Origin of the sequence: Kribbella hippodromi, from assembly GCF_039531045.1 — a bacterium.
GTDB lineage: Bacteria > Actinomycetota > Actinomycetes > Propionibacteriales > Kribbellaceae > Kribbella > Kribbella hippodromi.
The window spans coordinates 49617-75104 of sequence record NZ_BAAAPH010000008.1 but is presented as its reverse complement, the minus strand read 5'-3'; the positions used below and the strand labels follow the sequence as shown (position 1 = coordinate 75104).

The window sequence follows — 25488 nt, the reverse complement described above, 5'->3', positions numbered from 1 at the left end:
GAGTCTATCGAGGCTCCAGCCAGCCCTTGAACGCGTCCAGGTTCCGGGTCGATTCGCCCCGGGACAGCCGCCACTCGTACTCCTTGCGGATCGAGGACGCGAAGCCGAGCTCGAGGATGGTGTTGAAGGACGTGTCCGCGTACTCCAGCACCGCGCCGAGCAGCCGATCCACCTCGGCCGGCGTGATCGCGTGCAGCGGTACCCGGCCGTCGAGGTGGATGTCGCCGAGATGGTCGACCGCGAACGCGACGCCGTACATCTTCAGGTTCCGCTCCAGCAGCCAGCGGTACACGGCCGCGTGGTTCTCGTCCGGATGCCGGGCCACGAACGCGTGCACCTGCACCGCCTGGGCCCCGACGGTCAGCGTCACCGTCGTTTTCAGCTTCCGTTCACCGGGCAGGTCGGCGGTGAACGCACCCGGCGTCGCCTCGGTGAACTCGATCTCGTTCTCGGTCAGCACCTGACGGATCACGTCCGCCGCAGCAACTCTCACAGCACTCTCACCCGGCTACCTCCACGCCTGTCACCCAGCCATTTCCGCGGCGATCTCCGCCGCCATCGTCTCCGCGGCGGTCCGGTACGCCGCCAGCGTCTTGCGTGCGGTCAGCTCCCAGCCGAAGCGCCGTGCGTGCTCCACCGCCGCGTGGCTCATGCTCTCGCGGACAGCCGGCTCCGTCGCGATCCGGGCCAGCGCGTCGGCGAAGTCGTCGACCCGGTGACCATGCACCAGGTACCCCGTTCGCCCGTCCAGAACCGCCGTACTCAAACCACCCACCGCCGCGGCCACCACCGGCGTACCGCAGGCCTGTGCTTCCAGCGCGACCAGCCCGAAGGACTCCGAGTACGAAGGGACGCACACCACCGACGCCGCCCGGTACCAGTCGGCGAGCCGCGCCCTTTCCATCGGCTTGACGAACCGGGTCACCTCGTCGATCCCGAGCGCCCGCGCCAGCTCGGCGTGCGATTCCGGATGCTCCATCCCGTTGCCGGACGGGCCGCCGATGATCGCCACCACCAAGCGGTCGCGCAGCGCCGGGTCGCGGGCCAGCATCCGCGCCGCGGCCCGGATCAGCAGGTCGGGCGCCTTCAACGGCTGGATACGCCCGACGAACGCCAGGACGACGGCATCCTCCGGCAACCCGACGGCTTGCCGGGCGGCGCGTTGGTCACCGGGGCCGAACAGCTCCAGATCGACGCCAGGGTTGACCACACCGACCTTCGCGGGCAGCGCGCCGTACAGGTCGATCAGCTCGCGCGCCTCGTCGTCGGTGTTGGCCAGCAGGCGATCCGCGGACTCCACCACCTGCTCCTCACCGAGCAGGCGCGCCGGCGGTTCGGGTACGTCATCCTCGGCCAGGCTGGCGTTCTTCACCTTCGCCATCGTGTGCATCGTGTGAACAAGTGGGACCGCCCAACGATCGCGGGCGAGCAGACCGACCTGGCCGGACAACCAGTAGTGCGAGTGGATCACGTCGTACCAGCCGGGCTCGTGGATCGCTTCGGCGCGAAGGACAGCGCGGGCGAACGTACACAGCTGGGCCGGCAGTTCGTTCTTGGTCAGTCCCTCGTACGGGCCGGCGGCCACGTTGCGTACTGTCACGCCCGGCATCAACTCGACCCGGGCCGGCAGCGCCGACGCGGTCGCCCGGGTGAACACGTCGACCTCGATGCCCAGGCCGGCCAGCTGCTTGGACAGTTCGACCACGTAGACGTTCATCCCGCCCGCATCGCCCGTACCCGGCTGATCCAGCGGCGACGTGTGCAGGCTGATCATCGCGACCCGCCGAAGCGAACGGTCGGCGGCGGTTTCGGTCACCTGGTCAGGGTAGCTCCGCGGAACCTCTCCGGGTGGGCCTACCACCACCAGCAGTGGCGGACTCGGCCCACTGTGCTCGCGGCCGTCCGCCGAAAGCATTGAGTCATGCGAACAGTCTTGGAAGAAGTGAAGTCCTGGCACCGGCCGTTGATGCTGATGGTGCTGGCGATGGCCGGTCTGGTCTTGGCCTCCGGTGTCGGGCTGCTGGTCGACCACCGCGAGATCATCAACGAGTCGGTCTGGCTCAAGCCGTTCAAGTTCGGCATTTCGTTCGTCATCTACGGCGCCACGCTGGCGTGGTTGCTGCCCAAGCTGCGCAAGGCGCGCCGGCTCGGCTGGTGGACCGGCACGGTGTTCGCGCTCACCGGCCTCGTGGACGTCGGGTTCATCGCGATTCAGGGCGCCCGGGGTACGTTCAGCCACTTCAACACCAACCCCGACACCTTCAACCAGGTCGGTCAGCAGGTGTTCATGAGCGGCGTACTCGGACTGTTCGGCGCCAGCCTCGTTGTTGCGATCATGCTGCTCTTCCAGCGCGTCGGCGACGCCCCGCTGAACCGCGCGATCCGGATCGGCATCGGCCTCGCGACCGCCGGCATGGCGCTGGCGTTCTACCTGGTCGGCGCGAACGGCGAGCAGCACCACGTCTCCGACGCGTACGGCCACCCGGTCACCTTGGCCGGCAGCCACGGCATCGGCGTCGAGCCCGGCGGTCCCGGGATGCCGTTGACGAACTGGAGCACGGTCGGCGGCGACCTGCGCATCCCGCACTTCGTCGGTCTGCACGCGGTTCAGGTGCTGCTGTTCACTGTGCTGGCGCTGAGCCTGCTGGCCGGGCGGATCGCTTGGCTGCGGCCCGAGCGAGTTCGGGCGCGGCTGGTCGGGGTCGCGGCACTCGGGTACACCGGGTTGATGGTGACCGTGACGGTGCAGGCGTTCCGGGGGCAGTCGCTGATCCACCCGGACGGACAAACGTGGACCTTGTTCGGTGGGTTCACCGCGCTCACGCTCGCGGCGTTCGCCTTGGTCGTGGCGACCGCCCGGCGGCAGGCGCCCGTACCCACTGAGCCGAAGCACCGCCAGCCGGTTGGTGTCTGAGACCGCCCCTCTGAGACAGCCACTCTGAGACAGCACGGCTGAGCGGCGGCGGGGTTTGAGAGACTCGGGGCATGACTTCGAGCGCGCGTCCTCTTGCCGTCGTGACCGGGGCCAGCAGCGGGATCGGGGCCGCGTCCGCGCGGTACTTGGCCCGGGCCGGCTTCGAGGTGATCTGCGCCGCCCGGCGGCTGGACCGGATCGAGGCGCTGGCGAAGGAGATCGACGGCCGCGCGGTGCAGTGCGACGTGACCTCGGCCGAGGACGTCGCCGCGCTGACCGCGGCCGTCGGTGACAACCTGCAGGTCCTGCTGAACAACGCCGGCGGCGCGTTCGGCCTGGAGCCGGTCGCCGAGGCGGACCTGGACGCCTGGCGCCGGATGTACGAAGTGAACGTGATCGCCGTCGCCGCGGTCACCAAGTCGTTGCTCCCGGCCCTTATCTCCGGGCAGGGCACGATCATCGTGATGGGTTCGACCGCGGGGCAGGTCGCGTACGAAGGTGGCGGCGGGTACGTCGCGGCCAAGCACGGCGCCAAGGCCGTCGTCGACACGCTCCGCCTGGAGCTCTACGACCAGCCGGTCCGGATCACCGAGATCGCCCCCGGCATGGTCCGGAGCGAAGGCTTCGCGCTGACCCGTTTCAACGGCGACCAGTCCAAGGCGGACGCCGTGTACGCGGGCGTCCGCGAACCACTGACCGCCGACGACATCGCGGACATCGTCGCGTACGTGGCCACCCGCCCCGCCCACGTGAACCTGGACCGCATCACCGTCCGCCCCCGAGCCCAAGCCGCCCAACACAAAGTCCACCGCCAGCCCTAACCCCAAAGTGGGGGGTGGTGAGGGGGGTCACGGGCGGGGTGCTTGCAATTGCAAGCGGGTGCTAGCAGACTGGGGTACATGGCCAGGTTGAGTGACAAGGCGGCTGGGGCGGTGGGCTCCCTCGGGGAGTACCTCGCCGAGCAGCGGCGGCACGCGCGGTTGTCGTTGCGGCAGTTGTCGGACCTGGCCGGTGTGTCGAACCCGTACCTCAGCCAGATCGAGCGCGGCCTGCGGAAGCCGTCCGCGGACGTGCTGCAGCAGCTCGCGAAGGCATTGCGGATCTCCGCGGAGACCCTCTACGTACGGGCCGGCATCCTCGATCCGGACGACGCTCCGGGCAGCTCCGGGCGTACTTCCGGGGGCGTGGTCGACGCCGTCCTGCTCGACCCCGCGCTGAACGAGCGGCAGAAGCGCGTCCTGCTGGACGTGTACGCGTCGTTCGTCCGGGAGAACGCGCCTGCCGAAGAGACCGGTGCGACAGCACCCGCACCGGCACCTGAAGCGGCGCCCGAACCGGCACCGAAGTCGGCGCCGCGTAAGCGCAGCACCACCTGACCTCACACTGAAGACCTCTCGAGGAGAAGCCTGATGGCTACCCGTACGCCCGTTACCCCGTTCTACGCGATCGCCGGCGCCGGCGACCTCGCGGTGGAGAAGGTTCGCGCCACCGCCGAGGACGTGTCCGCCCGGTTCGCGAAGCTCGACCAGAAGACGCTGCAGGCCGAGCTGACCAAGGCGCAGAGCGAGCTGACCAAGCGCTTCGAGGCGATCGTCGCCGACGCCCGGACCGCCCCGGCGAAGCTGCGCGAGCTGCCGAAGACCGCGTCCGCCGGTTTCACCACCGTGCTCGGCCAGGCCGAGGAGACGTACGAGGACCTGGCCGGCCGGGGCAAGGAACTGGTCGAGCGGATTCGCCACCAGCAGGCCACCGAGGACCTGGTCGGCACCGCGAAGACCACGGTGAGCAAGGCGAAGGCGACGCGGACGTCCGCGAAGAAGACCGCCCAAACGGCGAGCCGGAACGTGAAGGCGACCGCGACCAGCGCCCGGAAGACCGCCAAGGCCGCAGCGAAGGCCGCGGAGTCCGCCGCTGACAAGGTCGGCGACTGACCTCTGTCAGCACACACGGTGACGATCCGCTGACCGTTGAGTGAAGGGCGGTCCACAGCTGCGACTTCGCAGAGGTGGGCCGCCCGGTCTGTCGGCTAGGCTCGTAGCATGATCACCTTCCAGAGCCTGATCCCCGGGTTCGCAGATCCGCTGTCGGTCATCTGGTGGGTGCTGCTCGGATTCAAACTGGTCGCCCTGCTGGATGCCGCGTTCCGGCCGCGCGCCGTGTTCATCGCCGCCGACAAGCTGACCAAACCCGGCTGGGTGCTGATCCTGGGCGTGTTCACGCTCAGTCAGTTCTTCCAGGGCTGGCTCAGCTTCTTCGGCCTGATCGGCATCGTCGCGTCGGCCGTGTACCTGGTCGACGCCCGCCCGGCACTGCGCGCCGCGACCGGCCGGGGCCGGGGCGGCTGGGGCGCGATCCGGCGCCGCCGCGGCCCGCGCCCGCTGTAACCCGCCCGCCGAAACCCGCTCGCCCGCCGGGCGCTGTAACCGCTCGCCCGCCTGGTTCGGCCTGGTTACGAGCGGTAGACGATGACCTTGTCGCCGACGTTGACCTCGTCGAACAGGACCTTGATCTTGGCCAGGTCACGGACGTTCACGCAGCCGTGCGACGCGCCGTTGTACCCGCGGGCGGCGAAGTCCGACGAGTAGTGCACCGCCTGGCCGCCGCTGAAGAACATCGCGTACGGCATCTTCGAGTCGTACAGCTTGGAGACGTGGTTCCGGCTCTTCCAGCCGACCGTGAAGCTCCCCTCGCGGGTCGCGGTCTTCACGGCACCGAACCGTACGTCGAGCTGCATCTTCACCACGCCGTCGACCACGTACCGGAGTTTGCGGGTGCTCTTGTCGATGCACAGCGCCACACCGGTCGCGCACCGCGGGTCGAGCTTCCGGCCGTCCACCACCGGCGCCGGCGGGTACAGCTCGGTCTGGGTCGGCTCGTGGGTGACCTTGGCCAGCTCGTCCAGGGTGTTCTGGTCCACGTACCCGAGCTGGGGAATGCCCTTCGACTTCTGGAACTTCTTCACCGCGGACCGGGTCATGGTCCCGAAGTCATCGTCCAGGTAGCGCTTCTCGAGCAGTTTCAGCTGGACGAGCCGGGCTTCGACCTTGCGTACGGCCGCGCCGCTGGAACCGTTCTTCCACAGCGCCTTCGGGTAGATCGGCAACTCGCCGCTGATCTCGAACGGCACCGCCCGCACCTCGGCCGGAGCCGCCGCCGCGGTGTTCCCCGCCGTCAGCAGCCCCGCAAGCACGCCACCGACGACCAGCCCACCGACCAGCTTCCGAACAAACAGCCCACGCATCGGACACCCCTCCGTAGCCCCAGACCTACCCTCGTAGGACGCCCCAACCCCAGTTTTTGTTGACTCCCCAGCGTACCGGAGGATCCACAGATGGAGATTGTGCTGACCACCGCCGACATCACCACCGTGCCCGCCGACGCGATCGTGAACGCAGCCCACCACGCCCTTCGCGGCGGCGGTGGCGTCGACGGGGCGATCCACCGCGCCGGCGGCGCTGAGATCCTCGCCGAGCTGGTGGAGCGGTACCCGAACGGCACCCCGACAGGTACGGCGGTGTGGACCACGGCAGGTGCGCTGCCCGCGTCGTACGTGATCCATGTGGTCGGCCCGAACTACACAGCAGGTCAGCGTGATCCCGAGCTGCTGGTGTCGTGCTACCGGAGTGCATTGCGGATCGCGGACGAGTTGGGCGTACGGACGATGACACTGCCCGCGGTATCGGCCGGGATCTACGGCTGGCCGGCCCAGTCGGCGGCGGACATCGCCGTACGGACCCTGCGGGAGACCCCGACGAAGGTCGGCCAGGCCACCTTCTGCCTGGTCGAGCCGCGGCTGTACAAGGCGTTCGGGAAAGCAACAGCAGCCGGGGCGTAGTGCCCCGGCCGCTGATCAGTGCTCAGCTCACTTGCTTCGGTGCTCAGCTCACTTGCTGTAGACGACGACCTTGTCGCCGACGCGGACCCGGGCGAAGACCCAGGCGATCTTGTTCTTGTCGCGGACGTTGACGCAGCCGTGCGAGGCGCCGTTGTACCCGCGGGCGCGGAAGTCCGACGAGTAGTGCACCGCCTGGCCGCCGCTGAAGAACATCGCGTACGGCATCTTCGAGTGGTACAGCGTGGAGACGTGGTTCTTCGACTTGCGCTGAATCTTGAAGGAGCCGTTGCGGGTCGGCGTCTTCATCGCGCCGAACCGGACGTCCATCACCTGCACAGCCTTGCCGTTCACCAGGTACACCAGCTTGCGGGTCTTCTTGTTGATGCAGAGGACCCGGCCCCTCGTCATGCAGCGGCTGTCGAGCCGGTACTTCGCCATCGTCGCCTTCGTGGACGAGGCCGGCGTGGCCTTCGTCGCCGCGGTCGCCCGCGGCGGCTGACCGACCGGTGCCGGTGCCGTCGTCGACTTCTGCGCCGCCCCCACGACCTGTGGCGCGGCCTCAGCAGATGTGGTCGCCGAAAGTGCCCCGACGCCCACGAACGCGGCGGCCGTCAGAGTCGCGCAGACCTTACGCAGAATGCCCATGATTCCTTTGTCCTTCCCCCAATTAGTGCTTCCACAAGACAGACGTCGCTGATGAACGTCTGGTTGGTAACGATCCGGAACTTTCTGCCCCCGAGACCGGCCGACCAATGGTGTATCACAGAGCAGAGCGATGTATCCCATCAGCCGGACGACCGTTTCCGGTTCGTGCCCTTGGCCGGTGCCGCCGGGCCTGATCAGCTGCCGCCGGTCCCGGTCAGCTGCCGGTGGTCCCGATCAGCGCGCTCAGCCGGCGCAGTACCTCTGACGCGCCGAGCGCCTGCGCGGTTGCGTGCAGGTCCGGGCTCCGCGTCGCCCCGGTGATCGCGACCCGGACCAGCTGAGACGCCTCCCGGATCGACCCGACGTACGCGTCCGGGTTCTTCTTGTACTCCTTGGCGTTCGGCGCGAAACCATGCTCGCCGGCCAGGGACCTGATCTGGTTGAACCACTCCTGCGGATCGTCACCGTGCTCGTACCCGGCGACCAGCTCCCGCGCGAACGCCGTGACGACCTCCGGCGCGACGCCCAGCGGCAGCAGCCGATCGTCGGCCGGACCATCGACCGGTACGAAGATCTCCGGGAAGAAGAACCCGTACTCGGCCCGGAAGTCCGACCACTTGCGCAGGTCCTTGCGCGGGTTGTCGACGCCTTCGCGTTCGACCGCGAGCGCCCGCAGCGCCAGCTCGTTCTCCTTGTCCAGCACGGGTACGAGCTCGGCGTCGTACTCCGCCGCCCACTCCCGCACCGCCGCCAGGATCTGCGGACCGCTCAGCGTCGCGATGTGGTCGGCGCTGATGTCCTCCAGCTTGACCAGGTCGACCAGCGGCCCGGCGACCCCGCACTGACCCAGGTCGATCGGCGTCGCCAGCGCGGTCTCCAGCGGCATCTCGGCCAGCCGGCCGTTGGCCAGACCACGCAGGTAGTACAGCACCGCGGCCGCCGGGTACCCGGCTCCGATGTAGAAGTCGACGCTCGCCTCAGGGTCCTTGCGCTTCGACAGCTTGCGCTTGCCACCCGGGATCTGCTTCATCAGCGGGGCGATGTGCGCGTACGTGATCGGCTCGAACTCGAGCGCCGCGAACAGCTGCTGGTGCAGCGGAACCGAGGAAATCCACTCGTCGCCACGGATCACCAGGTTGATCCGCATCAGGTGATCGTCGACCGCGTGCGCGAAGTGGTACGTCGGCAGCCGCGGCGACTGGTCGGACGACTTCAGGATCACCGCGTCGTTCCGGTTCGCCTCGTGCTCGAGCCGGCCGCGGATCGCGTCCACGAACCGCGCCCGCTGCCCGTCGGCGTCGTCCGGTGCGCGGAACCGCACCACGTACGGCGTCCCCGCGGCCAGCTTCGCCGTCACGTCCGCCGGGTCGGCATCGCGCCACAGCGCCCAGCGGCCGTAGTACCCGGTCGGTACCTTCGCCGCCTGCTGCCGCGCGGTGATGTCGGCCAGCTCGTCCTTGGTCGCGAAGCACAGGTACGCCTTGCCCTGGCGGAGCAGGTGCCGGACGTACGTGAGGTAGATCTGCTCACGCCGAGACTGCAAGTACGGCCCGTACGCCCCGTTTTCGTCGTTCTCGTCGGAGCTGATGCCGAAGTACCCGAAGCCGCGCGCGAACTGCTCCTGCGCGCCCTCGACCTCGCGCGACTGGTCGGTGTCCTCGACCCGGACCAGGTACACGCCACCGGAATGGGTGGCGATGTCCCGGTCGATCATCGCCGCGTAGATCCCGCCGATGTGGACGAAACCGGTCGGCGAGGGACCGAACCGCGTGACCTTCGCGCCCTCGGGCAGGTCACGCTGGGGATACTGCTGCTCCCAGTGCGCGGGCTCCGGCAGGTCGCTCGGGAACAGGTCGTCGATGACCGCACGGTCCAGCATGGTTCGGTGTCTCTCGCTTCCGGTTTCAGTTGTGTGTGTACGGCCGGTGCTCCGGCCGGGTACTCAGCTCTTGGACTTACGGCCCAGCTTGGCGCGCTCGATCTGGGTGAGGGCGACCTTGCGCATCCGGATCGCGTCCGGGGTGACCTCGACGCACTCGTCCTCGCGGCAGAACTCCAGCGACTGCTCCAGCGACAACTTCCGGGCCGGGACCAGCTTCTCGAACTCGTCCGCGTTCGACCGGACGTTGGTCATCTTCTTTTCCTTGGTGATGTTCACGTCCATGTCGTCGGAGCGCGAGTTCTCACCGATGATCATGCCCTCGTACACCTCGGTGGCCGGCTCCACGAACATGGTGCCGCGCTCCTGCAGGTTGATCATCGCGTACGACGTCGCGGCACCGGCCCGGTCCGAGACCAGGGAGCCGGACGGGCGCGTACGCAGCTCGCCGAACCACGGCTCGTACCCCTCGAACACGTGGTGCGCGATCCCGGTACCGCGGGTGTCGGTGAGGAACTCGGTCCGGAAGCCGATCAGGCCACGCGCCGGAACCAGGAACTCCATCCGGACCCAGCCGGTGCCGTGGTTGGTCATCTGCTCCATCCGGCCCTTGCGGACCGCGAGCAGCTGCGTGACGGTCCCGAGGTACTCCTCCGGGCAGTCGATGGTCAGCCGCTCGACCGGCTCGTGCCGCTTGCCGTCGATCTCGCGGGTGACCACCTGCGGCTTGCCGACGGTCAGCTCGTACCCCTCGCGGCGCATCTGCTCGACCAGGATGGCCAGCGCCAGCTCACCACGGCCCTGCACCTCCCAGGCGTCCGGACGCTCGGTCGGCAGCACCTTCAGCGACACGTTGCCGACCAGCTCGCGGTCCAGCCGGTCCTTGACCAGCCGTGCGGTCACCTTGGTGCCCTTCACCCGGCCGGCCAGCGGCGAGGTGTTGGTACCGATCGTCATCGAGATGGCCGGCTCGTCCACCGTGATCAGCGGCAGCGGCTTCGGGTTCTCCGGGTCGGTCAGGGTGTCGCCGATCATGATCTCCGGGATACCGGCGATCGCGACGATGTCACCCGGGCCGGCCGAGTCGCCGGGCACCCGCTCGAGCGCCTCGGTGACCAGCAGCTCGGTGATCTTCACCTTCTGAATGGTGCCGTCATGCCGGTACCAGGCGACCTGGGAACCCTTCTTCAGCGTGCCCTCGTGCACCCGGACCAGCGCGAGCCGGCCGAGGAACGGGGAGGCGTCGAGGTTCGTCACGTGGGCCTGCAGCGGAGCGCCCTCGGTGTACTCCGGCGCCGGTACGTTCGCCAGGATCGTCTCGAACAGCGGCTCGAGGTCCTCGGAGTCCGGCAGTCCGCCGTCGGCCGGCTGGTTCAGCGAAGCACGACCGGCCCGCGCGGACGCGTACACGACCGGGAAGTCCAGCGCGCTCTGGTCCGCGTCGTGGTCGAGCAGGTCCAGGAACAGCTCGTACGTCTCGTCGACCACCTCGGCGATCCGGGCGTCCGGCCGGTCCACCTTGTTCACCACCAGGATCACCGGCATCTTCCGGGCCAGCGCCTTGCGGAGCACGAACCGGGTCTGCGGCAGCGGGCCCTCGGAAGCGTCCACCAGCAGCACGATCGCGTCCACCATCGACAGGCCGCGCTCGACCTCACCACCGAAGTCGGCGTGGCCGGGGGTGTCGATGATGTTGATCGTCATCTGCTCGCCGTTGGCCATCTTGTGGCGTACGGCGGTGTTCTTCGCCAGGATCGTGATGCCCTTCTCACGCTCCAGGTCACCGGAGTCCATCGCACGCTCGTCGACGTGCTGGTGGGCGCCGAACGCGCCGGACTGCCACAGCATCGCGTCGACGAGAGTGGTCTTCCCGTGGTCGACGTGGGCCACGATCGCGACATTGCGCAGGTCGTTACGGACAGGCATGAGGAAGCGCTCCAAGCAGTCAGTGGGTTCTGGCGGTGGCTACGGCTCGTTTCACGTGCCACTCGACACAGGGCGCAGCCCTTACATCTTACCTGTCACGGTCCGTGTCCAGAAAACGGGACGGCCTTTGACTTTCATTGACTGGACGTCCAGTCTATAGACGGCGCCTGGGGAGGGGCCGAAATCACGGGGGTCCAGCCCCGAAGCGCCGGGCACACGATGGGGGTTGCCCGGCGCTTCCGGGCCACGAGCGGGCATTCGAGTGGAAACTCGCTGGTTTCGAGGGAAGCTCTCTGGTTTCGAGTGGAAGAAGGGACCGTGCCGCGTTCGGCCGCCGTCAACCAGGAATTACGGGAACGTTCGCGCGAACGGATCCTGACCGCGGCGCTGGAAACCTTCGCCGCCAAGGGCTACGAGGCCGCGTCCATCTCCGACATCACCGCCGCCGCCGGCGTCTCCCGCGGCCTGGTCGCGTACTACTTCGGCACCAAGGAACAACTGGCCACCGAGCTCCTGGACCGCTGGCTGGACGGCATCACCGCCCTGCTCACCCTGCAAGGCACCCCCGACGAACGCCTGGCCGCCATCATCGACGCCACCCTGCTGACCGCCGCCACGACGCTCCCGGTCCAGCGCCTGGCCATCACCCTGATGATGCAACCCACCACCCACGCCGTCTTCGCCCGCGTCGAACAGTCCAAGACCACCCGCCTCACCCAGGTGGAAGACACCCTCCGCGAAATCTTCACCGCCCGCGGCGCAACCGACCCCGCCGTCGAAGAAATGTTGCTAAGAGCAACCTTGGAAGGCATAACAGTAAAACTCGCGATCTACCCCGAAACCTTCCCCCTGGAAGCAATCCGCCACCGCCTGTACGCGGCGTACGCCCTCCCGGAACCGCTCAGCCCGTTGCCGATCGCGTCTCCCGTGGTCGACCGGCTCCGGGCCAGGTAGCTCTTTCCGGAAAGAAACCGTCGCCAGGCGGCAGAAAAGTTCCGGAAAGGCTGGGTCAGCCGAAGAGCGTGGGGTTCGGGCGGGTTTCGCCGACCCGTACGCCGCCGCCGAGTACCGGCAGGCTGATATGACGGTCGATCACGTCGCCGGTGATGCCGAGGCGGCGGAGGATGGCGGCCAGTACGACCTCGCGGGCGCGCTTGCCGTCGCCGTCCTCGACCTTGATCGCAATCCCCCGGCCGTCGGCGAGACCGGCCGCGTACACGCCCTCCGCGCCGACCTTGCAGAACAGACCATCGACCCCGCGAATGAAGTCGGTCTCGTCGCGCTTGGTCCCGCTGGCGTACTCGGGGTGGTTGCGGAACGCGTCCGCGATCCGGCCCTCGTCCGTGTCCGGTGCCGCCGCCGCGAACAGGCCGAAGGACCGCGCCAGGCCGGCCAGGCTGATCGCGAAGATCGGGGCGCCACAGCCGTCCACCGCGACGTACGAGACCTTCTCGCCGGCCGTGTCCTCGATCGCCGTCCGGATCGCCTGCTGCAGCGGGTGATCCGGCGAACGGTAGTCGTCGCGGCCCCACTGCGCGTGCGGGTCGTTCTCGGTGGCGGGATCGTGGAGCTGCCAGCCGTTGAGCGTACTCGTGAGGATCATCGCGGCGTGCTTGCCGGAACAGTTCATCGCGACCTGCTGGGGATCACGGTCCGCCCGGATCCAGGCCGCGTAGGCGTCCTCGTCCAGCGGGTAGGCGACCGGCGTACGCAGTGCGGACTCGTCCAGCTGTGCCTTCGCGAGGATTTGGCGTACGCCGTCGAGGTGGAATTGTTCGCCGGAGTGGGAGGCGGCGGCCAGGGCCAGGTGTTCGTTGATGAGGGGGAGGCCGTGGCGGAGCATGGCCAGGGCCTGCATGGGTTTGTTGGAGGAGCGGGGGAACATCGGCTCGTCCACGATGCCTGCGGACCAGCTGACGGCGCCGTCGGGGTCGGTCACGACGACGGAGCCGCGGTGGTGGCCTTCGACGAAGCCGTTGCGGACCACATCAGCCAGAATCACAGGTTCGGTCACGGCTGAACTGTACAGGTGCAAAACCACCGGACGTGAATGATCCCGAGCACATCAGGTGCGGGCGTCGGTCGTGGTGAAACAGGTCACAGTCGGGTGTTGCGGCGTGATGATCGGGGTTCCGGGGAGGTCCAACCGAGGACCGCATCACCCGCCAGGCGCAGGCGCACGATGCGGCCCGTCGGCGGGCGTTCAGGGGCGCCCGCCGACCACCTTCCGGCAACTGCACCGCGCGAGGCGCGGTTGCCCCGCGGTACGCCCCATCGGATGCGTGCGGTGCGCGTGCGCGTGCGCGCTGTGCGGGTGCGGGTGCCGGTGCGGTCGGTGCCGGTGCGGTCGGTGCGGGTACGAGTGCGCGCTGTGCGGGTGCCGGTGCGGGTGCGGTCGGTGCGGGTGCCGGTGCTGCGGGTGCCGGTGCGGTCGGTGCGGGTGCCGGTGCTGCGGGTGCTGCGGGTGCCGGTGCGGTCGGTGCGGGTGCTGGTGCTGGTGCTGGTGCTGCCGGTGCGGGTGCTGCGGGTGCGCGCGGCGCGCTGTGTGGGTGCCGGTGCTGCGGGTGCGCGCGGCGCGTTGTGTGGGTGCGGGTGCGGTGGGCGCTCGTGCGGGTAGGTGCGGGTGGTGGGTGCGGGTGGGAGTTAGAGGCGGGCGCGGACGTGGAGGCCGGCTTCGGGGTCTACTAGGAGTTCTTGGGTGGCGGTGACGGTGGGCTGGTTTTCGGCGGTTACTTGCAGGGTTGCGGTGGGGTCGACGTTGCGTTTGACGACGGCCAGGGCGATGGGGCCGAGCTCGTGGTGGCGGGCGGCGGAGCCGATGAAGCCGACCTGTTTGTCGTCTACCCGGACGGCGTACCCGTGGGCCGGCAGGTGATCGACCGAACCATCCAGGTGCAACCGCACCAACCGCCGCGGCGGCCGGCCGAGGTTGTGTACGCGAGCAACCGTCTCCTGCCCGCGATAACACCCCTTGTTCAAATGAACGCCGACCCCAAGCCACCCCAGCTCGTTCGGAATCGCCCGCTCGTCACTGTCCAGCCCGAACCGCGGCGCCCCCGCCTCGATCCGGAGCGCCTCGTACGCCCAGACTCCCGCCGCCGGACCGTCCAACCCGGCCAGCTCCGCCCGCGGCAGAAACACCTCGTACCCACCGAGCGAATCCGCACCACTACGTGTCAGGTGCTCACCACCCGGCGCCCCGAAGCGCCAAATGATCGCGTAGTCGTCGGTCACGTCGGTGATCTCGACCCGCGACATGAAGACCATCTTCCGCAGCCAGTCGATCAGCGCCTCGGCCGCACCCGGCTCCGTGTGGAACCAGAACGTTTCGCCGTCATCCACCCCGTACATCACATGCTCCACGTGACCTGTCGGCGAGAGCAGCAGCGCGGTTGTCGACGTACCGGGCTTGAGGCCTTCGAAGTACTGCGTGGTCAGCGCGTGCAACCAGGTCAGCCGGTCCGGTCCGCTGATCGTGACCACGTCGCGATGGGACAGGTCGACGAACGCCTGACCGTCGATGAGCGCGCGCTGTTCGCGCAGGTCGGAGCCGTAGTGCGCCGCGACCCCGGCGTCGAGTCCGTCGGCCTCGACCGCGCCGGGCCGGTCCAGCAGGGGGCTGCGGTTGCGTGACATGTCACCAGAGTACGTCGGCCGGCGTACGCGGAACGCCTCCCGTCGTGGGATGTGGACAACCCCATGCAACGGTCACTCTGGAATCACCACACAACCGAGGGGACGAAAGATGAGTGACAGGCGATTCCGGTTCGGCATTGTCGGGAGCCCGAGGTCCGGCGCCGACTGGACCAAGACCGTCCGGCAGGCGGCCGATCTCGGCTACACGACCGTACTGATGCCCGACGGTCTGCAGCTGCCGTCACCGTTCCCGTCCTTGGCAATGGCGGCGGCGGTGGCCGACGTCCGGGTCGGTACGTTCGTCGCGGCGGCGCCCTTGCGTACGCCCCGCGCCGCCGCCTGGGAGGCGCACACCCTGACCGTACTCACCGACGGGCGGTTCGACTTCGGCATCGGCACCGGCCGGCCGGTCGCGGAGCAGCAAACCGCGGAGCTCGGCCTGCCGTGGGGTTCGCCCAAAGAACGCCGCGACCAGGTACGGGAAACGCTGGATCAGCTGGCAAAGCTCGATGGTGAGCGGCGTACGCCGATCATGCTCGCCGCCGGAGGCCCGCGAGCACTGGCACTCGCCGCGGCCCGGGCCGACATCGTCTCGCTCGCCAAGGACGCGATGACCCCGCGCGCCGAGATCGCTCAACTCGTCCACGACCTGCACGAACTGGCCGGTCCCCGCGCCGACGACATCGAGCTCGCGATGAACCTGTTCGCGGCCGGTACGCGCGAACTTCCGCCGTGGACCAAGCAAGCGGCCGGCGTAGAGCCCGACGTACTGGAGGCGAGCGATTCACTGATGATGCTCCGCGGCACGCCCGGACAGATGGCCGACGAACTACAACGCCGCCGCGACGAGTTCGGCACCACCTACATCACCGTCAACTCCACCTACCTGGAAGACCTGGCCCCGGTCGTCGAGCTCCTGCACGGCAAGTAGATCGGCAGGTCGACAGGAGGTGTACCCCCTCCGGGCCCTCCGACGCGGCAAATCCGCCCGTAGTGGACGTATACGTACTGTCGAGCTGCTGGAAACACAGCGCTGCCCGCCGGTCTGTGGTCCGGCGGGCAGCGCTTGGAGGGGTGGAGAATGGATCAGGATCAAGCGTCGACAGCGCGCGTACTCGCAGCAGCCGGCGCCGGCGCGTCTCCACCGTGCGTGTCACCGGCGGCGAAGGCGACCTCGTCGAACGGGTCGTTGCCGGCGAACACCTGCTTCGCCTGCTCCTTGTCGAACTCGCCAACCCAATGCCCGACCAGCAGCGTCGCCACCGCGTTCCCGGCGAAGTTGGTCAGCGCGCGGGCCTCGGACATGAACCGGTCGATACCGACGATCAACCCGACGCCGTCCACCAGCTCCGGCCGGTGCGACTGCAGACCGCCGGCCAGCGTGGCGAGCCCGGCCCCGGTGACACCGGCCGCGCCCTTCGACGCCACGATCATGAACAGCAGCAGCGAAACCTGCTGCCCGATCGAGAACGGCGTGTTCATCGCCTCCGCGATGAACAAGGACGCCATCGTCAGGTAGATCGCCGTACCGTCCAGGTTGAACGAGTACCCGGTCGGTACGGTGATGCCGACCACCGACTTGTCCACGCCGAGGTGTTCCATTTTTCCGATCAGCCGGGGCAGGGCGGTCTCCGACGACGAACTGGACACGATCAGCAGGAACTCACGACCGAGGTACCGCAACAACTGGAAGATCGACAGCCCGGTGACCAGCCGCAGAATGGTGCCGAGGACAACGATCACGAACAGCAGACAGGTGAGGTAGAAGGCAAGCATGATCTTGCCGAGGCTGACCAGCGCGTCCGTACCGGTCGCGCCGACCACGGCCGCGATCGCGCCGAACGCACCGACCGGCGCGACCCACATGATCATCGACAGGATCTTGAACACCAGCCGCTGAATGTGCCCGATCCCGGTCAGGATCGGCTGGCCCTTCGATCCCATCGCCTGCAACGCGAAACCGACAAGCAGCGCGACCAGTACGGTCTGCAGCACTTCGCCCTCGGTCAGCGAGGAGAGCAGCGACTTCGGGATGATCCCGATGATGAAGTCGCTCGTACTCTCATGTGCGCCGGCCGCCTGCTTCTGGCCGGCCTCCCGGAGCTTGTCGGTGAGGTTCAGGCCGGAGCCGGGCTGGACCAGGTTGCCGACCAGCAGGCCGATGGCGAGCGCGACCGTCGACATCACCAGGAAGTAGACGAGCGCCAGACCGCCGACCTTGCCGACGCTGGCGGCCTGCCGGACGGAGCCGATGCCGAGCACCAGCGTGCAGAAGATGATCGGGCTGATCAGCATCTTGATCAGGTTCACGAAGCCGGTGCCGAGCGGTTTCAGCTCGGTCGCGAAGTCCGGGAACAGGAACCCGACACCGATGCCGAGCAGAACGGCGACGATGACGGCGATGTAGAGGAAATGGGTCCGGTCGTTGCGGACCGGGGTGGGGCGGGGTTCGGTCGGGCTCGACATTGGCGGGACTCCTGTATCGGCCGGGCGGGAGGGGTTGTCGGGGGGACGTGTGGGCACCTGCTGAGTAACTGTGACGTGACGCACAGGAGAAGTGAGCATTTCGTTCATATCGTTCGCCGTGCAGACTGTTCGCCATGAAGCATCGACCGTGGGAGCTGCGCCGCCAGGTGTTCTGGCTGCAGACCGTCACGGTCACCGTACTGATCGCGATGGCGTGGATCACCATGGTCAGCCGGACCCGGGCGCAGGCGCTGCGGGACGCGGCGGCGAGCGGACTGCCCGCGCCGACCTGGTGGGAGCTGGTCCGGCTCGACCTGCGCTCGATGCTCGGGATCGCCAGCCTGATGCTCGGCATCGCGATCGCCGGCAACGCGCTCGTCACCTGGCGGGTCCGGCGCGCCACCCGCGGGATCGGTACGCAGTCCCTGGCGCGGATGCTCGATTTCTACGAGGGCGTACTGCACGCTGCCCGCGAAGGCCTGATCCTGCTCGACCTGGACGGCCGTGTCCAACTCGCGAACGACGAAGCGCTGACCCTGCTCGGCCTTCGCGAAGTCGCACCCGGCACTCCCCTCGAGGAACTACACCTCGGCGCGCCCCTCGCGGAGCTGCTCGGCACCGGCCGGACCGCGTACGACGAACTGCACCTCGGCGCGCGCGGGGTCGTGGTCGTGAACCAGCAACCATCCGGAAGCGGCCGGATCGTCACGCTGCGGGACCACACCGAGCTGCAGCGACTGCTCGGCGAGCTCGACGCGGTCCGAAGTTTGGCGGAATCGCTGCAAGCACAGAATCATGAGGCGTCGAACCGGCTGCACACTGTCGTCAGCCTGATCGAAATCGGAAAACCGGAGCGGGCACGGGAGTTCGCGGTGTCGGAATTGCAGTTCGCGCAGGCGATGACCGATCGCGTGGTCGGTACGGTCGGCGATCCCGTCCTCGCCTCGTTGCTGCTGGCAAAATTGGCCCAGGCACAGGAGCGTGGCGTCGTACTGTCCCTCGATCTCGGCCACGAAACGCTGAACACCCGGTTGCCGGCCCAGGACGTGGTCACCGTGGTCGGAAACCTGCTGGACAACGCGATCGAGGCCGCGCGCGGCGGTCCGGCGCCACGGAAAGTCGAGTTCCGGGCCGCGACCACGCCCGATGCCGTCGACCTGATCGTCACCAACACCGGCGCCGAGCTCGGCTCGGTGGAGCTGGCGCACATGTTCGAACGCGGCTGGACCACGAAGGCGGAGCCTGGTCACGGGCTCGGGCTGGTGCTGGTGCGAAGCACGGTCGAACGCTGGCAGGGTTCGCTGATGGTCGATCCCGATTCCGAGCTGGACGAGGTCCCGGCGCTGACCGTACGCGTCCGCCTGCCCCGAGCGGTGAGCGCCAGTGCCTGATCTCCGGGTGCTCGTCGTCGAGGACGATCCGGTCGCGGCGGAAGCACATCGTACGTACGTGGATCGGCTTCCGGGGTTCGCTTGCGCAGGGGTTGCCGGTACTGCGGGGCGCGCGCTCCAGGTACTTGCCCGTGGCAACGTTGATCTGGTCTTGCTCGACATGCATCTGCCGGACGGGCACGGGCTCGATGTCGTACGCCGCCTGCGGGCCCTGGGCAACCAAGTCGATGTGGTCGCGGTGACGTCGGCGCGTGAAGTCGCGGCAGTACAGGCGGCCGCACGGATCGGCGTGGTTCAGTACGTGCTGAAGCCCTTTGCTTTCGAGACTTTACGCGATCGGCTGTCCGCGTACGCCCGCCAGCGCCGCGCCGCCGAGTCTGGTCAAGTGGTGGCCGATCAGGACGAAGTGGACCGCTTGTTGCACCCAGCAACTATTTCGTCGGTCCCGAAAGGGCTTGCCGGTCCCGTACTCGATCGGGTGGTTCAGCTCCTGGCCAATCGGGAAGGGTGGACCGCCGAGGAGGTGGCGACGTCGTTGGGTACGTCGCGGATCACGGCCCGGCGGTACTTGGAGCACCTCGCGGATCAGGGGCAGGCGCTTCGTACGCAGCGCTATGACGGGCGCAGCGGGCGGCCGAAAGTCGAGTACTCCTGGGTTGCGGAGAGTTGATCAGGTACGGACGAGGGTGGCCCAGAGGTGCGGCTGCAGCGCCTGGCCCTCGGCTGCCATGTCGTACGCCCAGAGCAGCTCGCCGTTGACCAGGCCGTACAGCCGGTGGCCGGCGGTGACTTCCTTCGCCGACACCGTACGCGCGACCATGTCCGTCTGCAGCTCGATCTTCGCGCCGTCGATGTCGCCGTACCAGATCTCGGCGAACCCGGTCGGATGCGCGAGGATCACCTCGACCTTGTTGTCCGGCTGCGGCCGCCAGAAGCCGGTCTCGACGGCGAGCGGGCGCTGCTTGGTGCCGTCCTCGCCGACGACGAACGTCTGGCTGACGTAGTGCAGGTACGGCTTCCCGTTGTGGGTGAAGTCGATCTGCTGCCCGAACTCGAACTTCTCGATCGTCGGGTAGTCCCCGTGCCCGCGGCCCTCCCAGCGCCCGAGCAGCCAGGCCAGCGGCATCAGGTCCGGATGCAGGTCCTGCGGGATCTCGAACGCCATCGAACCCCTCAGCTCGCGTTCCGGCCGCGGTACAGCCGATAGACGACAAACGCCGAGAACCAGCCCATGAACACACAGACCAGCACCAGCAACGAGGTAAAGACAACGTGTAGCACGTTCGTCAGTCTAGAGGATGCGTCCGCTGACCCGGGGCCGCCACCGACGTGGCCTCCCGCACCACCGGTCAGTACACGATCGCCTGGACCCCGTCGGCGAGGATCTCCTCGACAAAGGCCGGGGCGCCGGCGATCCGCGTACCTGGCATCAGGTCCCGCTCGGTCAGCTCCCGGCGCTTGGCACACTGCGTACACACCGTGAGCCGACCGCCTTCCAGCACTGCGGCAACCAGATTAGCCAGCGGGGCGGCGTGTGGCAGCTCGAACTCCTCGGCCCGTCCTGGCACCGCGAAGAAGACAGAATCCCCGGTCAACCAGAACGAAACGTCCGCCCCAGCGGCAACCGCGCTGGCCCCCACCGTGAACGCCTGATTGACCCGCTCCGCCTCGCCGGCCCCCGCCGTCAACTTGATCACCAAAGCCCGATCCACGTCCCTACGCTAACCGACCTCTACCGGGGCCGCGGTAGGCCGCGACCAGTGGGGTCAGGGCGGCTGTCGCCAACGCGCCCAGGGTCCCGTCCGTGGCCAGGATCAGGCGGACGGTCTTCATCGCGGCTGTCAGCACCTGGGCACCACGCTGCCGCGCCTGCTCTTCGTACCGGCCGACCGCCGCCGGGATGTTCTTGTCGGTGTCCAGCTGAGCGAACAGATCGGCCGCGTCTTGGATCGCCGCCCCAGCACCCATCCCCGCGGTAGGTGGCGTCGCGTGCACCGCGTCACCCAGAGCAGTGATGCAGCCCGCATCCCACGGCGCAAGCTCAGCGGCCCGAGTCGAGGCAGCGTTGAACCGGAACGCCGCCACGCTGCCCGGATCGGCGCGCGCAATCACCTCCAGCGTGTGCTCGGCCCACCTGTGTTCCTTGAACCGATCGACCAGAGCACCCTGCAGCGCAGCGCCCCGCAAATCACGTAGCTCAGCGGTCCGATCCGACTCGGGGAACATCGCCCCCCAGATGTACGTCGGCCCGGTAGTGATCGACCTACTCAGCTCAGGAGCGTCGAGCACCGCGTTCCCCACCGGGTCGAGAAACCCGACGTACATAGCGGCGCCGCGCGGCCCGATCCCCATCGACGACCGCGTACCGAGCCGGTGCTGCTCGGCCGTACCCACCTCACCCCGCCTGGTCCGACCGGAGAACCCGATGATGCCGACCGGCTGATTGGTCCGGTCCCCCGCCAAGTGCCGAGCCACGATCGAGTGAGCCCCGTCAGCTCCGACCACCAAGTCCGCCGACACCGACGTCCCATCAACAAAGCTGACCCACGGCCGCCCGTCAGTACCCACACTCGCGACGGTCCGCCCAAGCTGCAGATCCTCACCGACAGCCTCCGCCAGCAGCGTACGCAGCGTGATCCGGTCAACGTCGATGCTCTTGCTGCCGGACAGGTCTGGCCCGTGCCCGAGCACGCGGCCGCGATAGTCCCAGAACACGTCCCGGTCCCGCGCGCGCAGAGCTGAGGCGGACGCCAAGAGCCCGCGCATGATCTCCGGCGCGACCAACCGTGCGAGCGCCGACTGGGCTCGCTCATCAAGCGTGATGTGGTACCCGCCGGTCGCGGTGACATCGGTGTCGCGGTCGTACACCGTCACCTCGTACCCGCTCCGCCGCAAGCCCGCCCCAAGAGCGAGCCCGCCGATGCCTCCTCCTACCACCGCAACCTGCATTCTCAGCCGCCTTACCTGGTGTCGGGCTTCCTGGTGTTGGACTTCCTGGTGTCGGGCCGACTGTGACACCAGTACTGGCCGCCGAGTGGCCAGTACTGGTGGCAGGATGTTGTGATGGCGACGACGTCACACCGCGCACTGCAGCTGCTTTCCTTGCTCGGCTCCGGCCGTACCTGGCCGTTGCGCGACCTCGCCGTCAAGCTGGAGATCAGCGCACGCACCGTACGCCGCGACCTGGACACCCTCCGCGAGCTCGGCTACCCAGTCACAACCGTTCGCGGCCCACACGGCGGCTACCGCCTCGGCACCGGCCACACCCTGCCGCCGCTGCTCTTCGACCACGAGCAGGCACTAGCGATCGCCATCGCCCTACAGACCGCCCCCAGATCCGTGTACGGGCTGCAAGACGGCACCGCCCGCGCCCTGCTCACCGTGCAACAAGCCATGCCCGCGACACTCCGCGCCGCAATGGAATCCCTGCGCCTGACCAGGCTCCGCAACTACTGGGAGTTCCCCGGCCCTCCGATCGACCCCGCCGCCCTGACCACCGTCGGCACCGCCGTCCGGCTCCACCACATCCTGACCACGGAAGTCCTCCGCCCCGACGGAACCCGCCCAGCCCCCGACGAGCCGGATTTCGCCCCACCACATCAGCTAGAACCCCACCACCTGGTCGTGTGGGCAGGACGCTGGTACCTCATCGCGTACGACCTCGACGACCAATGCTGGCGAGTAGACCGCGTAGACCGTCTGCACCCCCGCCCCACCGGCCGCCCCTTCACACCCCGCGAACTCCCCGGCAGAACGGGAGCGGCACCAGACCAATCGATCAGCGACCTGGCGCACTTCGTCATGACCAGCCCCGACCGCGGCGACACCCCCGCCGACTGGCCCTGCATCGGCAGCGCCCGCCTGAACCTCCCCGCCCACGTAGTCGCCCACTGGGCCCCCGGCGGCTCCGTAGTAGAACCCCTGGACCCCCACCACAGCCGCCTAACCCTAGGAGCCTGGTCCTGGCCCGGCGTCGCCGGCATCCTCGCAACCTTCGACACAGACCTCTCAGACCTACACCCACCCGAACTACAAACCGCCTGCCAACAAATAGCCCACCGCTACACCACCCTCACCCCACCCCCACCGAAGAAGCCACCCAGCGCCCCTTAGCTGGCGGATATTGCTCCCGACGTAGGTAGGAGCAGCCGACCGGGCTAATCCGGCCGGGGAAGCGTTTCGCGCACATACGAGGCAGAACACTCCTCTGTCCCTTGACCCCCGCCAGTTCCCTTGACCCCCGCCAGTTTCCCTTGACCCCCGCCAGTTCCCTTGACCCCCGCCAGTTTCCCTTGACCCCGCTTGTGTCCCTTGCCCCCGCTTGTGTCCCTTGCCCCCGCCTGGCCCCTCAACCCCCGCCTGCTCCCTCGACCCCGCCTGTGTCCCTCGACCCCGCCTGGTCCATTGACTCCGCCTGCTCACCCACCACCCCGCCAAACACACACCGTGACCACAGCGCGGCTCCCGCCCGCGCCTCGGCACGCCGCAGGCCATCCCCGTGCCCGCCAGGCCAGACCAGGCCACCCAAGCCCCAGCCGGGCAACCCAGGCCACCCGCTTCACAACACCCACAACCAACCCAGCACCACACCCACCGGACCGCCCACACCGGGCACACCCGCACACACACCTGCGGCATACCAGGGCCTCACGCGACGCTCAACACCCGAGGCACCTCCCCCACGAGCAGCCCCCACACAAGCACAACGCCACGCAAAGCACTCCCTTGTACAGCCCAACGCTCGGCAGGGCACTATCCGACCCGCGTCCCGAGACGGCCACACGGCACACTGCACCCCTCGACCAGCCCACACGGCCTACTAAGCAGGCCTCCACCGGGCACGCGATGTACCGCATGAGGGCACCACCAGGCAGCCCCCCGTCCCGCATGGGGCTCGCGCCGTACGGACTCCGCCGGGCAGGCGATGCACCGCAGCAGGGCAGCACCGGACAGCACCACGTACCGCATGGACCTCGCGCCGGCAGCCCGCACTATGCAGGCGCCCCGTACAGACTCGACCGGCATGCAATGCATCGCAGGAGAGCAGAACCGGACAGCACCGCGTACCCCGTACCGCATGGAGCTCATGCCAGCTAACCGCACCATGCAAGGCGACCCGTACGAACTCCGCCGAGCACGCAACGCACCGCAGGAGAGCACCACGGGGCACCGCCGAGCAGCGCCGCGTACCGCGTGGAGCTCGCGCCGCCCGCCCGCACCATGCAAGGTGGTCCGTACGGACTCGACCGGGCATGCGATGCACCAGGCACGGGCACGCACAGGTAGCCGGGTCAGATCGGACAAGGCCGCCTCCAGGCCGTCCGGCGTGCACCTACGAGCCAAGCCGGGCCATCCGCTGCACGACACAGGCTGCCCCGCAGATCGGCACCGCGCGAGTTCAGCCGGGGCAACCACCCGCGCACCACCGGGCAGCTCGACGTGCGACCTGGCACCACCGGGCAGCTCGACGTACGACCGGGCACCACCGGGCAGCTCGACGTGCGACCTGCACCACCGGGCAGCTCGACGTACGACCGGGCACGATCGGGCAGTTCGACGTACAGCAGCGGATCTCCGACGGAGCGCCCTGCGTACTGCTCGGAGGCCCACGTGGACCGGGCCTGGCCGCGTCACCTCATGCACCTGCGAGGCTCTGCGGGGCAGCTCACGTCCACGTGTGGGGCAGATGTCTGCGGTAAGGCCAGCACCTCCAGGCCGCAAGCACCTGCAGCTCCAGAGGAAGCAGCAGACTCGGCGTACCACGCAGGGCTGCACCGGGCCGCCTGGGAACCGTCCGACGACATACGGCTGCCGGGCTCGACCTGAGCGAGTGGATCTGGGAAACACCTCTGGGATGAGCAGGAGGCTTGCCGCATTGCTCGGGGCAGAGCCGGGCAAATGGCGCACCGTACAAGGGCAGTGGTTGCCCGGCTGAACTTCGACGGCCGGAGCCAGCGGGATGAACCTCCGGAACCGCAGCAGACTCGGCCTACACATGGGGCCTGCGCCGGGCAGTTCGATGCACTGCGCAGGGGAGAGGTTGGCCGCACTGGACCTCGGCAGGTGGAGTCGGGGCGAATGCGCCTCCGGATGACTCGGCGTACAGGGTCGGCGTAGAGCGTGGGGCGATTGGGGGTACGGCAGGCGGCGCGGTGCGTGCGGCGCGGGGGCGGGCGTACGGCGTGCGGTGTACGGGGTGGGACGTACCGGCGTGGGGCTCGAGCGGGCAGGCGGTATGCCGTACAGGGGAGAGGAATGCTGTGCACTGGCCGTCGGCGGGATGGTATGGGGTGGCGTGCATCTGCGGGCGGGGCGGGGCACGCCTGCGGGACGGGGCAGGCAGAAAGGCTGAGGTCTGGCCTGTGTGTAGCAGCAGACCGAGCTGGTCCCACGCACGAGAAAGTAGCCCCGCGGGGCCTGACCTGCGCGAGGCCGGGCGGATGCGCGCGTTGGATGGGCGGGCGTGGGGCGTACTGGGCCGGGTGTCGGCGTAGATGGCCGGTAGGGCCGCGTACCCGGCTCGGTGGGCCGCGTACCCGGCTCGGTGGGCCGCGTACCCGGCTCGGCATGGCGGCGTACCTGGCCCGGTGTCGCGGCGTACCCGGCCCGGTGTCGCGGCGTACCTGGCCCGGTTGAGCGGTGCGGTGAGTGGTGGTGGTGGGGTTGGCCGCTGAGGTGGAGGTCAGGGTCAGGGAGGCTGAGGCGCCCCCGGGTGGAGTTGCGGGGGCGCCTCGGGCTGGTGGGTGGGCCTGCCGGAGTGTGGGTGGGCCGGGTGGGTGGACGGGTGTGGGTGGAC

Annotated in this window: 25 protein-coding genes; 13 read left to right on the top strand and 12 right to left on the bottom strand. The window is 68.6% G+C overall.

The window, feature by feature from the left end; translation table 11 throughout:
- Positions 1-4: 4 nt before the first annotated feature.
- Complete coding sequence (locus tag ABD260_RS14325; protein ID WP_344233976.1) at positions 5-493, bottom strand: type III secretion system chaperone family protein; 489 nt, start codon at positions 491-493, stop codon at positions 5-7.
- A gap of 30 nt (positions 494-523) precedes the next feature.
- The gene (gene mshA, locus ABD260_RS14320; RefSeq protein WP_344233975.1) at positions 524-1816 is read right to left on the bottom strand and encodes a D-inositol-3-phosphate glycosyltransferase; all 1293 of its coding nucleotides are present in this window, start codon (positions 1814-1816) and stop codon (positions 524-526) included.
- 105 nt (positions 1817-1921) lie between these two features.
- On the opposite strand from mshA, the gene ABD260_RS14315 reads away from it, so the two are divergent.
- The 5 genes from ABD260_RS14315 (at position 1922) to ABD260_RS14295 (ending at position 5298) form a co-directional block, all read left to right on the top strand.
- Entirely contained in the window at positions 1922-2914 is a 993-nt protein-coding gene (locus ABD260_RS14315) for a hypothetical protein (protein ID WP_344233974.1), read from the top strand.
- Positions 2915-2985: 71 nt separating this feature from the next.
- Positions 2986-3735, top strand: coding sequence for an SDR family NAD(P)-dependent oxidoreductase (locus tag ABD260_RS14310; RefSeq protein ID WP_344233973.1), 750 nt, complete (start codon positions 2986-2988; stop codon positions 3733-3735).
- 78 nt (positions 3736-3813) lie between these two features.
- Positions 3814-4290, top strand: a complete 477-nt coding sequence (locus ABD260_RS14305) for a helix-turn-helix domain-containing protein (protein ID WP_344233972.1) — start codon at positions 3814-3816, stop codon at positions 4288-4290.
- Between the two features lie 33 nt (positions 4291-4323).
- On the top strand, positions 4324-4845 hold the full coding sequence (locus ABD260_RS14300; protein WP_344233971.1) for a GAT domain-containing protein: 522 nt from the start codon (positions 4324-4326) through the stop codon (positions 4843-4845).
- A gap of 108 nt (positions 4846-4953) precedes the next feature.
- A complete protein-coding gene (locus tag ABD260_RS14295; protein ID WP_344233970.1) occupies positions 4954-5298 on the top strand; it encodes a DUF2516 family protein in 345 nt (114 codons plus the stop codon).
- Positions 5299-5363: 65 nt separating this feature from the next.
- On the opposite strand, the gene ABD260_RS14290 is transcribed toward ABD260_RS14295, so the two are convergent.
- Complete coding sequence (locus ABD260_RS14290) at positions 5364-6155, bottom strand: L,D-transpeptidase family protein (protein WP_344233969.1); 792 nt, start codon at positions 6153-6155, stop codon at positions 5364-5366.
- Between the two features lie 90 nt (positions 6156-6245).
- Between ABD260_RS14290 and ABD260_RS14285 the strand changes: the two genes are divergently transcribed.
- The gene (locus ABD260_RS14285; RefSeq protein ID WP_344233968.1) at positions 6246-6749 is read left to right on the top strand and encodes a macro domain-containing protein; all 504 of its coding nucleotides are present in this window, start codon (positions 6246-6248) and stop codon (positions 6747-6749) included.
- A 48-nt stretch (positions 6750-6797) separates the two neighbouring features.
- Here ABD260_RS14285 and ABD260_RS14280 read toward each other — a convergent pair whose 3' ends face one another.
- The 3 genes from ABD260_RS14280 to typA form a co-directional block, all read right to left on the bottom strand.
- Positions 6798-7394 carry a L,D-transpeptidase gene (locus tag ABD260_RS14280; protein ID WP_344233967.1) on the bottom strand — a complete coding sequence of 199 codons (597 nt, stop codon included), beginning with the start codon at positions 7392-7394 and terminating at the stop codon, positions 6798-6800.
- A 214-nt stretch (positions 7395-7608) separates the two neighbouring features.
- Positions 7609-9273, bottom strand: coding sequence for a glutamate--tRNA ligase (locus ABD260_RS14275; protein ID WP_344233965.1), 1665 nt, complete (start codon positions 9271-9273; stop codon positions 7609-7611).
- Positions 9274-9336: 63 nt separating this feature from the next.
- Positions 9337-11199 carry a translational GTPase TypA gene (gene typA, locus ABD260_RS14270; protein ID WP_344233964.1) on the bottom strand — a complete coding sequence of 621 codons (1863 nt, stop codon included), beginning with the start codon at positions 11197-11199 and terminating at the stop codon, positions 9337-9339.
- A gap of 318 nt (positions 11200-11517) precedes the next feature.
- On the opposite strand from typA, the gene ABD260_RS14265 reads away from it, so the two are divergent.
- Positions 11518-12153: a TetR/AcrR family transcriptional regulator gene (locus ABD260_RS14265; RefSeq protein WP_344233963.1), complete on the top strand. Its 636-nt coding sequence runs from the start codon at positions 11518-11520 to the stop codon at positions 12151-12153.
- A 55-nt stretch (positions 12154-12208) separates the two neighbouring features.
- Here the strand turns inward: ABD260_RS14265 and ABD260_RS14260 are convergent, their stop codons facing one another.
- Positions 12209-13213, bottom strand: a complete 1005-nt coding sequence (locus tag ABD260_RS14260; RefSeq protein ID WP_344233962.1) for an asparaginase — start codon at positions 13211-13213, stop codon at positions 12209-12211.
- A gap of 264 nt (positions 13214-13477) precedes the next feature.
- Between ABD260_RS14260 and ABD260_RS14255 the strand changes: the two genes are divergently transcribed.
- Positions 13478-13816 (top strand): hypothetical protein, encoded by a 339-nt coding sequence (locus ABD260_RS14255; RefSeq protein WP_344233961.1) that lies wholly within the window; start codon positions 13478-13480, stop codon positions 13814-13816.
- A 26-nt stretch (positions 13817-13842) separates the two neighbouring features.
- Here the strand turns inward: ABD260_RS14255 and ygfZ are convergent, their stop codons facing one another.
- Positions 13843-14835: a CAF17-like 4Fe-4S cluster assembly/insertion protein YgfZ gene (ygfZ, locus tag ABD260_RS14250; protein ID WP_344233960.1), complete on the bottom strand. Its 993-nt coding sequence runs from the start codon at positions 14833-14835 to the stop codon at positions 13843-13845.
- Positions 14836-14944: 109 nt separating this feature from the next.
- Here ygfZ and ABD260_RS14245 point away from each other — a divergent pair, with 109 nt between their 5' ends.
- A complete protein-coding gene (locus tag ABD260_RS14245; protein ID WP_344233959.1) occupies positions 14945-15766 on the top strand; it encodes an LLM class flavin-dependent oxidoreductase in 822 nt (273 codons plus the stop codon).
- A gap of 161 nt (positions 15767-15927) precedes the next feature.
- Here ABD260_RS14245 and ABD260_RS14240 read toward each other — a convergent pair whose 3' ends face one another.
- On the bottom strand, positions 15928-17301 hold the full coding sequence (locus tag ABD260_RS14240) for a cation:dicarboxylate symporter family transporter (RefSeq protein WP_344233958.1): 1374 nt from the start codon (positions 17299-17301) through the stop codon (positions 15928-15930).
- A gap of 134 nt (positions 17302-17435) precedes the next feature.
- Here ABD260_RS14240 and ABD260_RS14235 point away from each other — a divergent pair, with 134 nt between their 5' ends.
- Positions 17436-18692 carry a sensor histidine kinase gene (locus ABD260_RS14235; RefSeq protein ID WP_344233957.1) on the top strand — a complete coding sequence of 419 codons (1257 nt, stop codon included), beginning with the start codon at positions 17436-17438 and terminating at the stop codon, positions 18690-18692.
- Positions 18685-19362: a response regulator gene (locus tag ABD260_RS14230; RefSeq protein WP_344233956.1), complete on the top strand. Its 678-nt coding sequence runs from the start codon at positions 18685-18687 to the stop codon at positions 19360-19362. The genes ABD260_RS14235 and ABD260_RS14230 overlap by 8 nt, the downstream gene beginning before the upstream one ends.
- Here the strand turns inward: ABD260_RS14230 and ABD260_RS14225 are convergent, their stop codons facing one another.
- The 3 genes from ABD260_RS14225 to ABD260_RS14215 form a co-directional block, all read right to left on the bottom strand.
- Complete coding sequence (locus ABD260_RS14225; RefSeq protein WP_344233954.1) at positions 19363-19857, bottom strand: nitrobindin family protein; 495 nt, start codon at positions 19855-19857, stop codon at positions 19363-19365. It abuts the gene before it with no gap.
- Positions 19858-20041: 184 nt separating this feature from the next.
- Positions 20042-20404: a DsrE family protein gene (locus ABD260_RS14220; protein WP_344233953.1), complete on the bottom strand. Its 363-nt coding sequence runs from the start codon at positions 20402-20404 to the stop codon at positions 20042-20044.
- A gap of 4 nt (positions 20405-20408) precedes the next feature.
- On the bottom strand, positions 20409-21641 hold the full coding sequence (locus ABD260_RS14215; protein WP_344233952.1) for an FAD-dependent oxidoreductase: 1233 nt from the start codon (positions 21639-21641) through the stop codon (positions 20409-20411).
- A 114-nt stretch (positions 21642-21755) separates the two neighbouring features.
- Between ABD260_RS14215 and ABD260_RS14210 the strand changes: the two genes are divergently transcribed.
- Positions 21756-22805, top strand: a complete 1050-nt coding sequence (locus tag ABD260_RS14210; RefSeq protein ID WP_344233950.1) for a helix-turn-helix transcriptional regulator — start codon at positions 21756-21758, stop codon at positions 22803-22805.
- Positions 22806-25186: 2381 nt separating this feature from the next.
- Positions 25187-25366 (top strand): hypothetical protein, encoded by a 180-nt coding sequence (locus ABD260_RS14205; RefSeq protein ID WP_344233949.1) that lies wholly within the window; start codon positions 25187-25189, stop codon positions 25364-25366.
- Positions 25367-25488 lie beyond the last annotated feature (122 nt).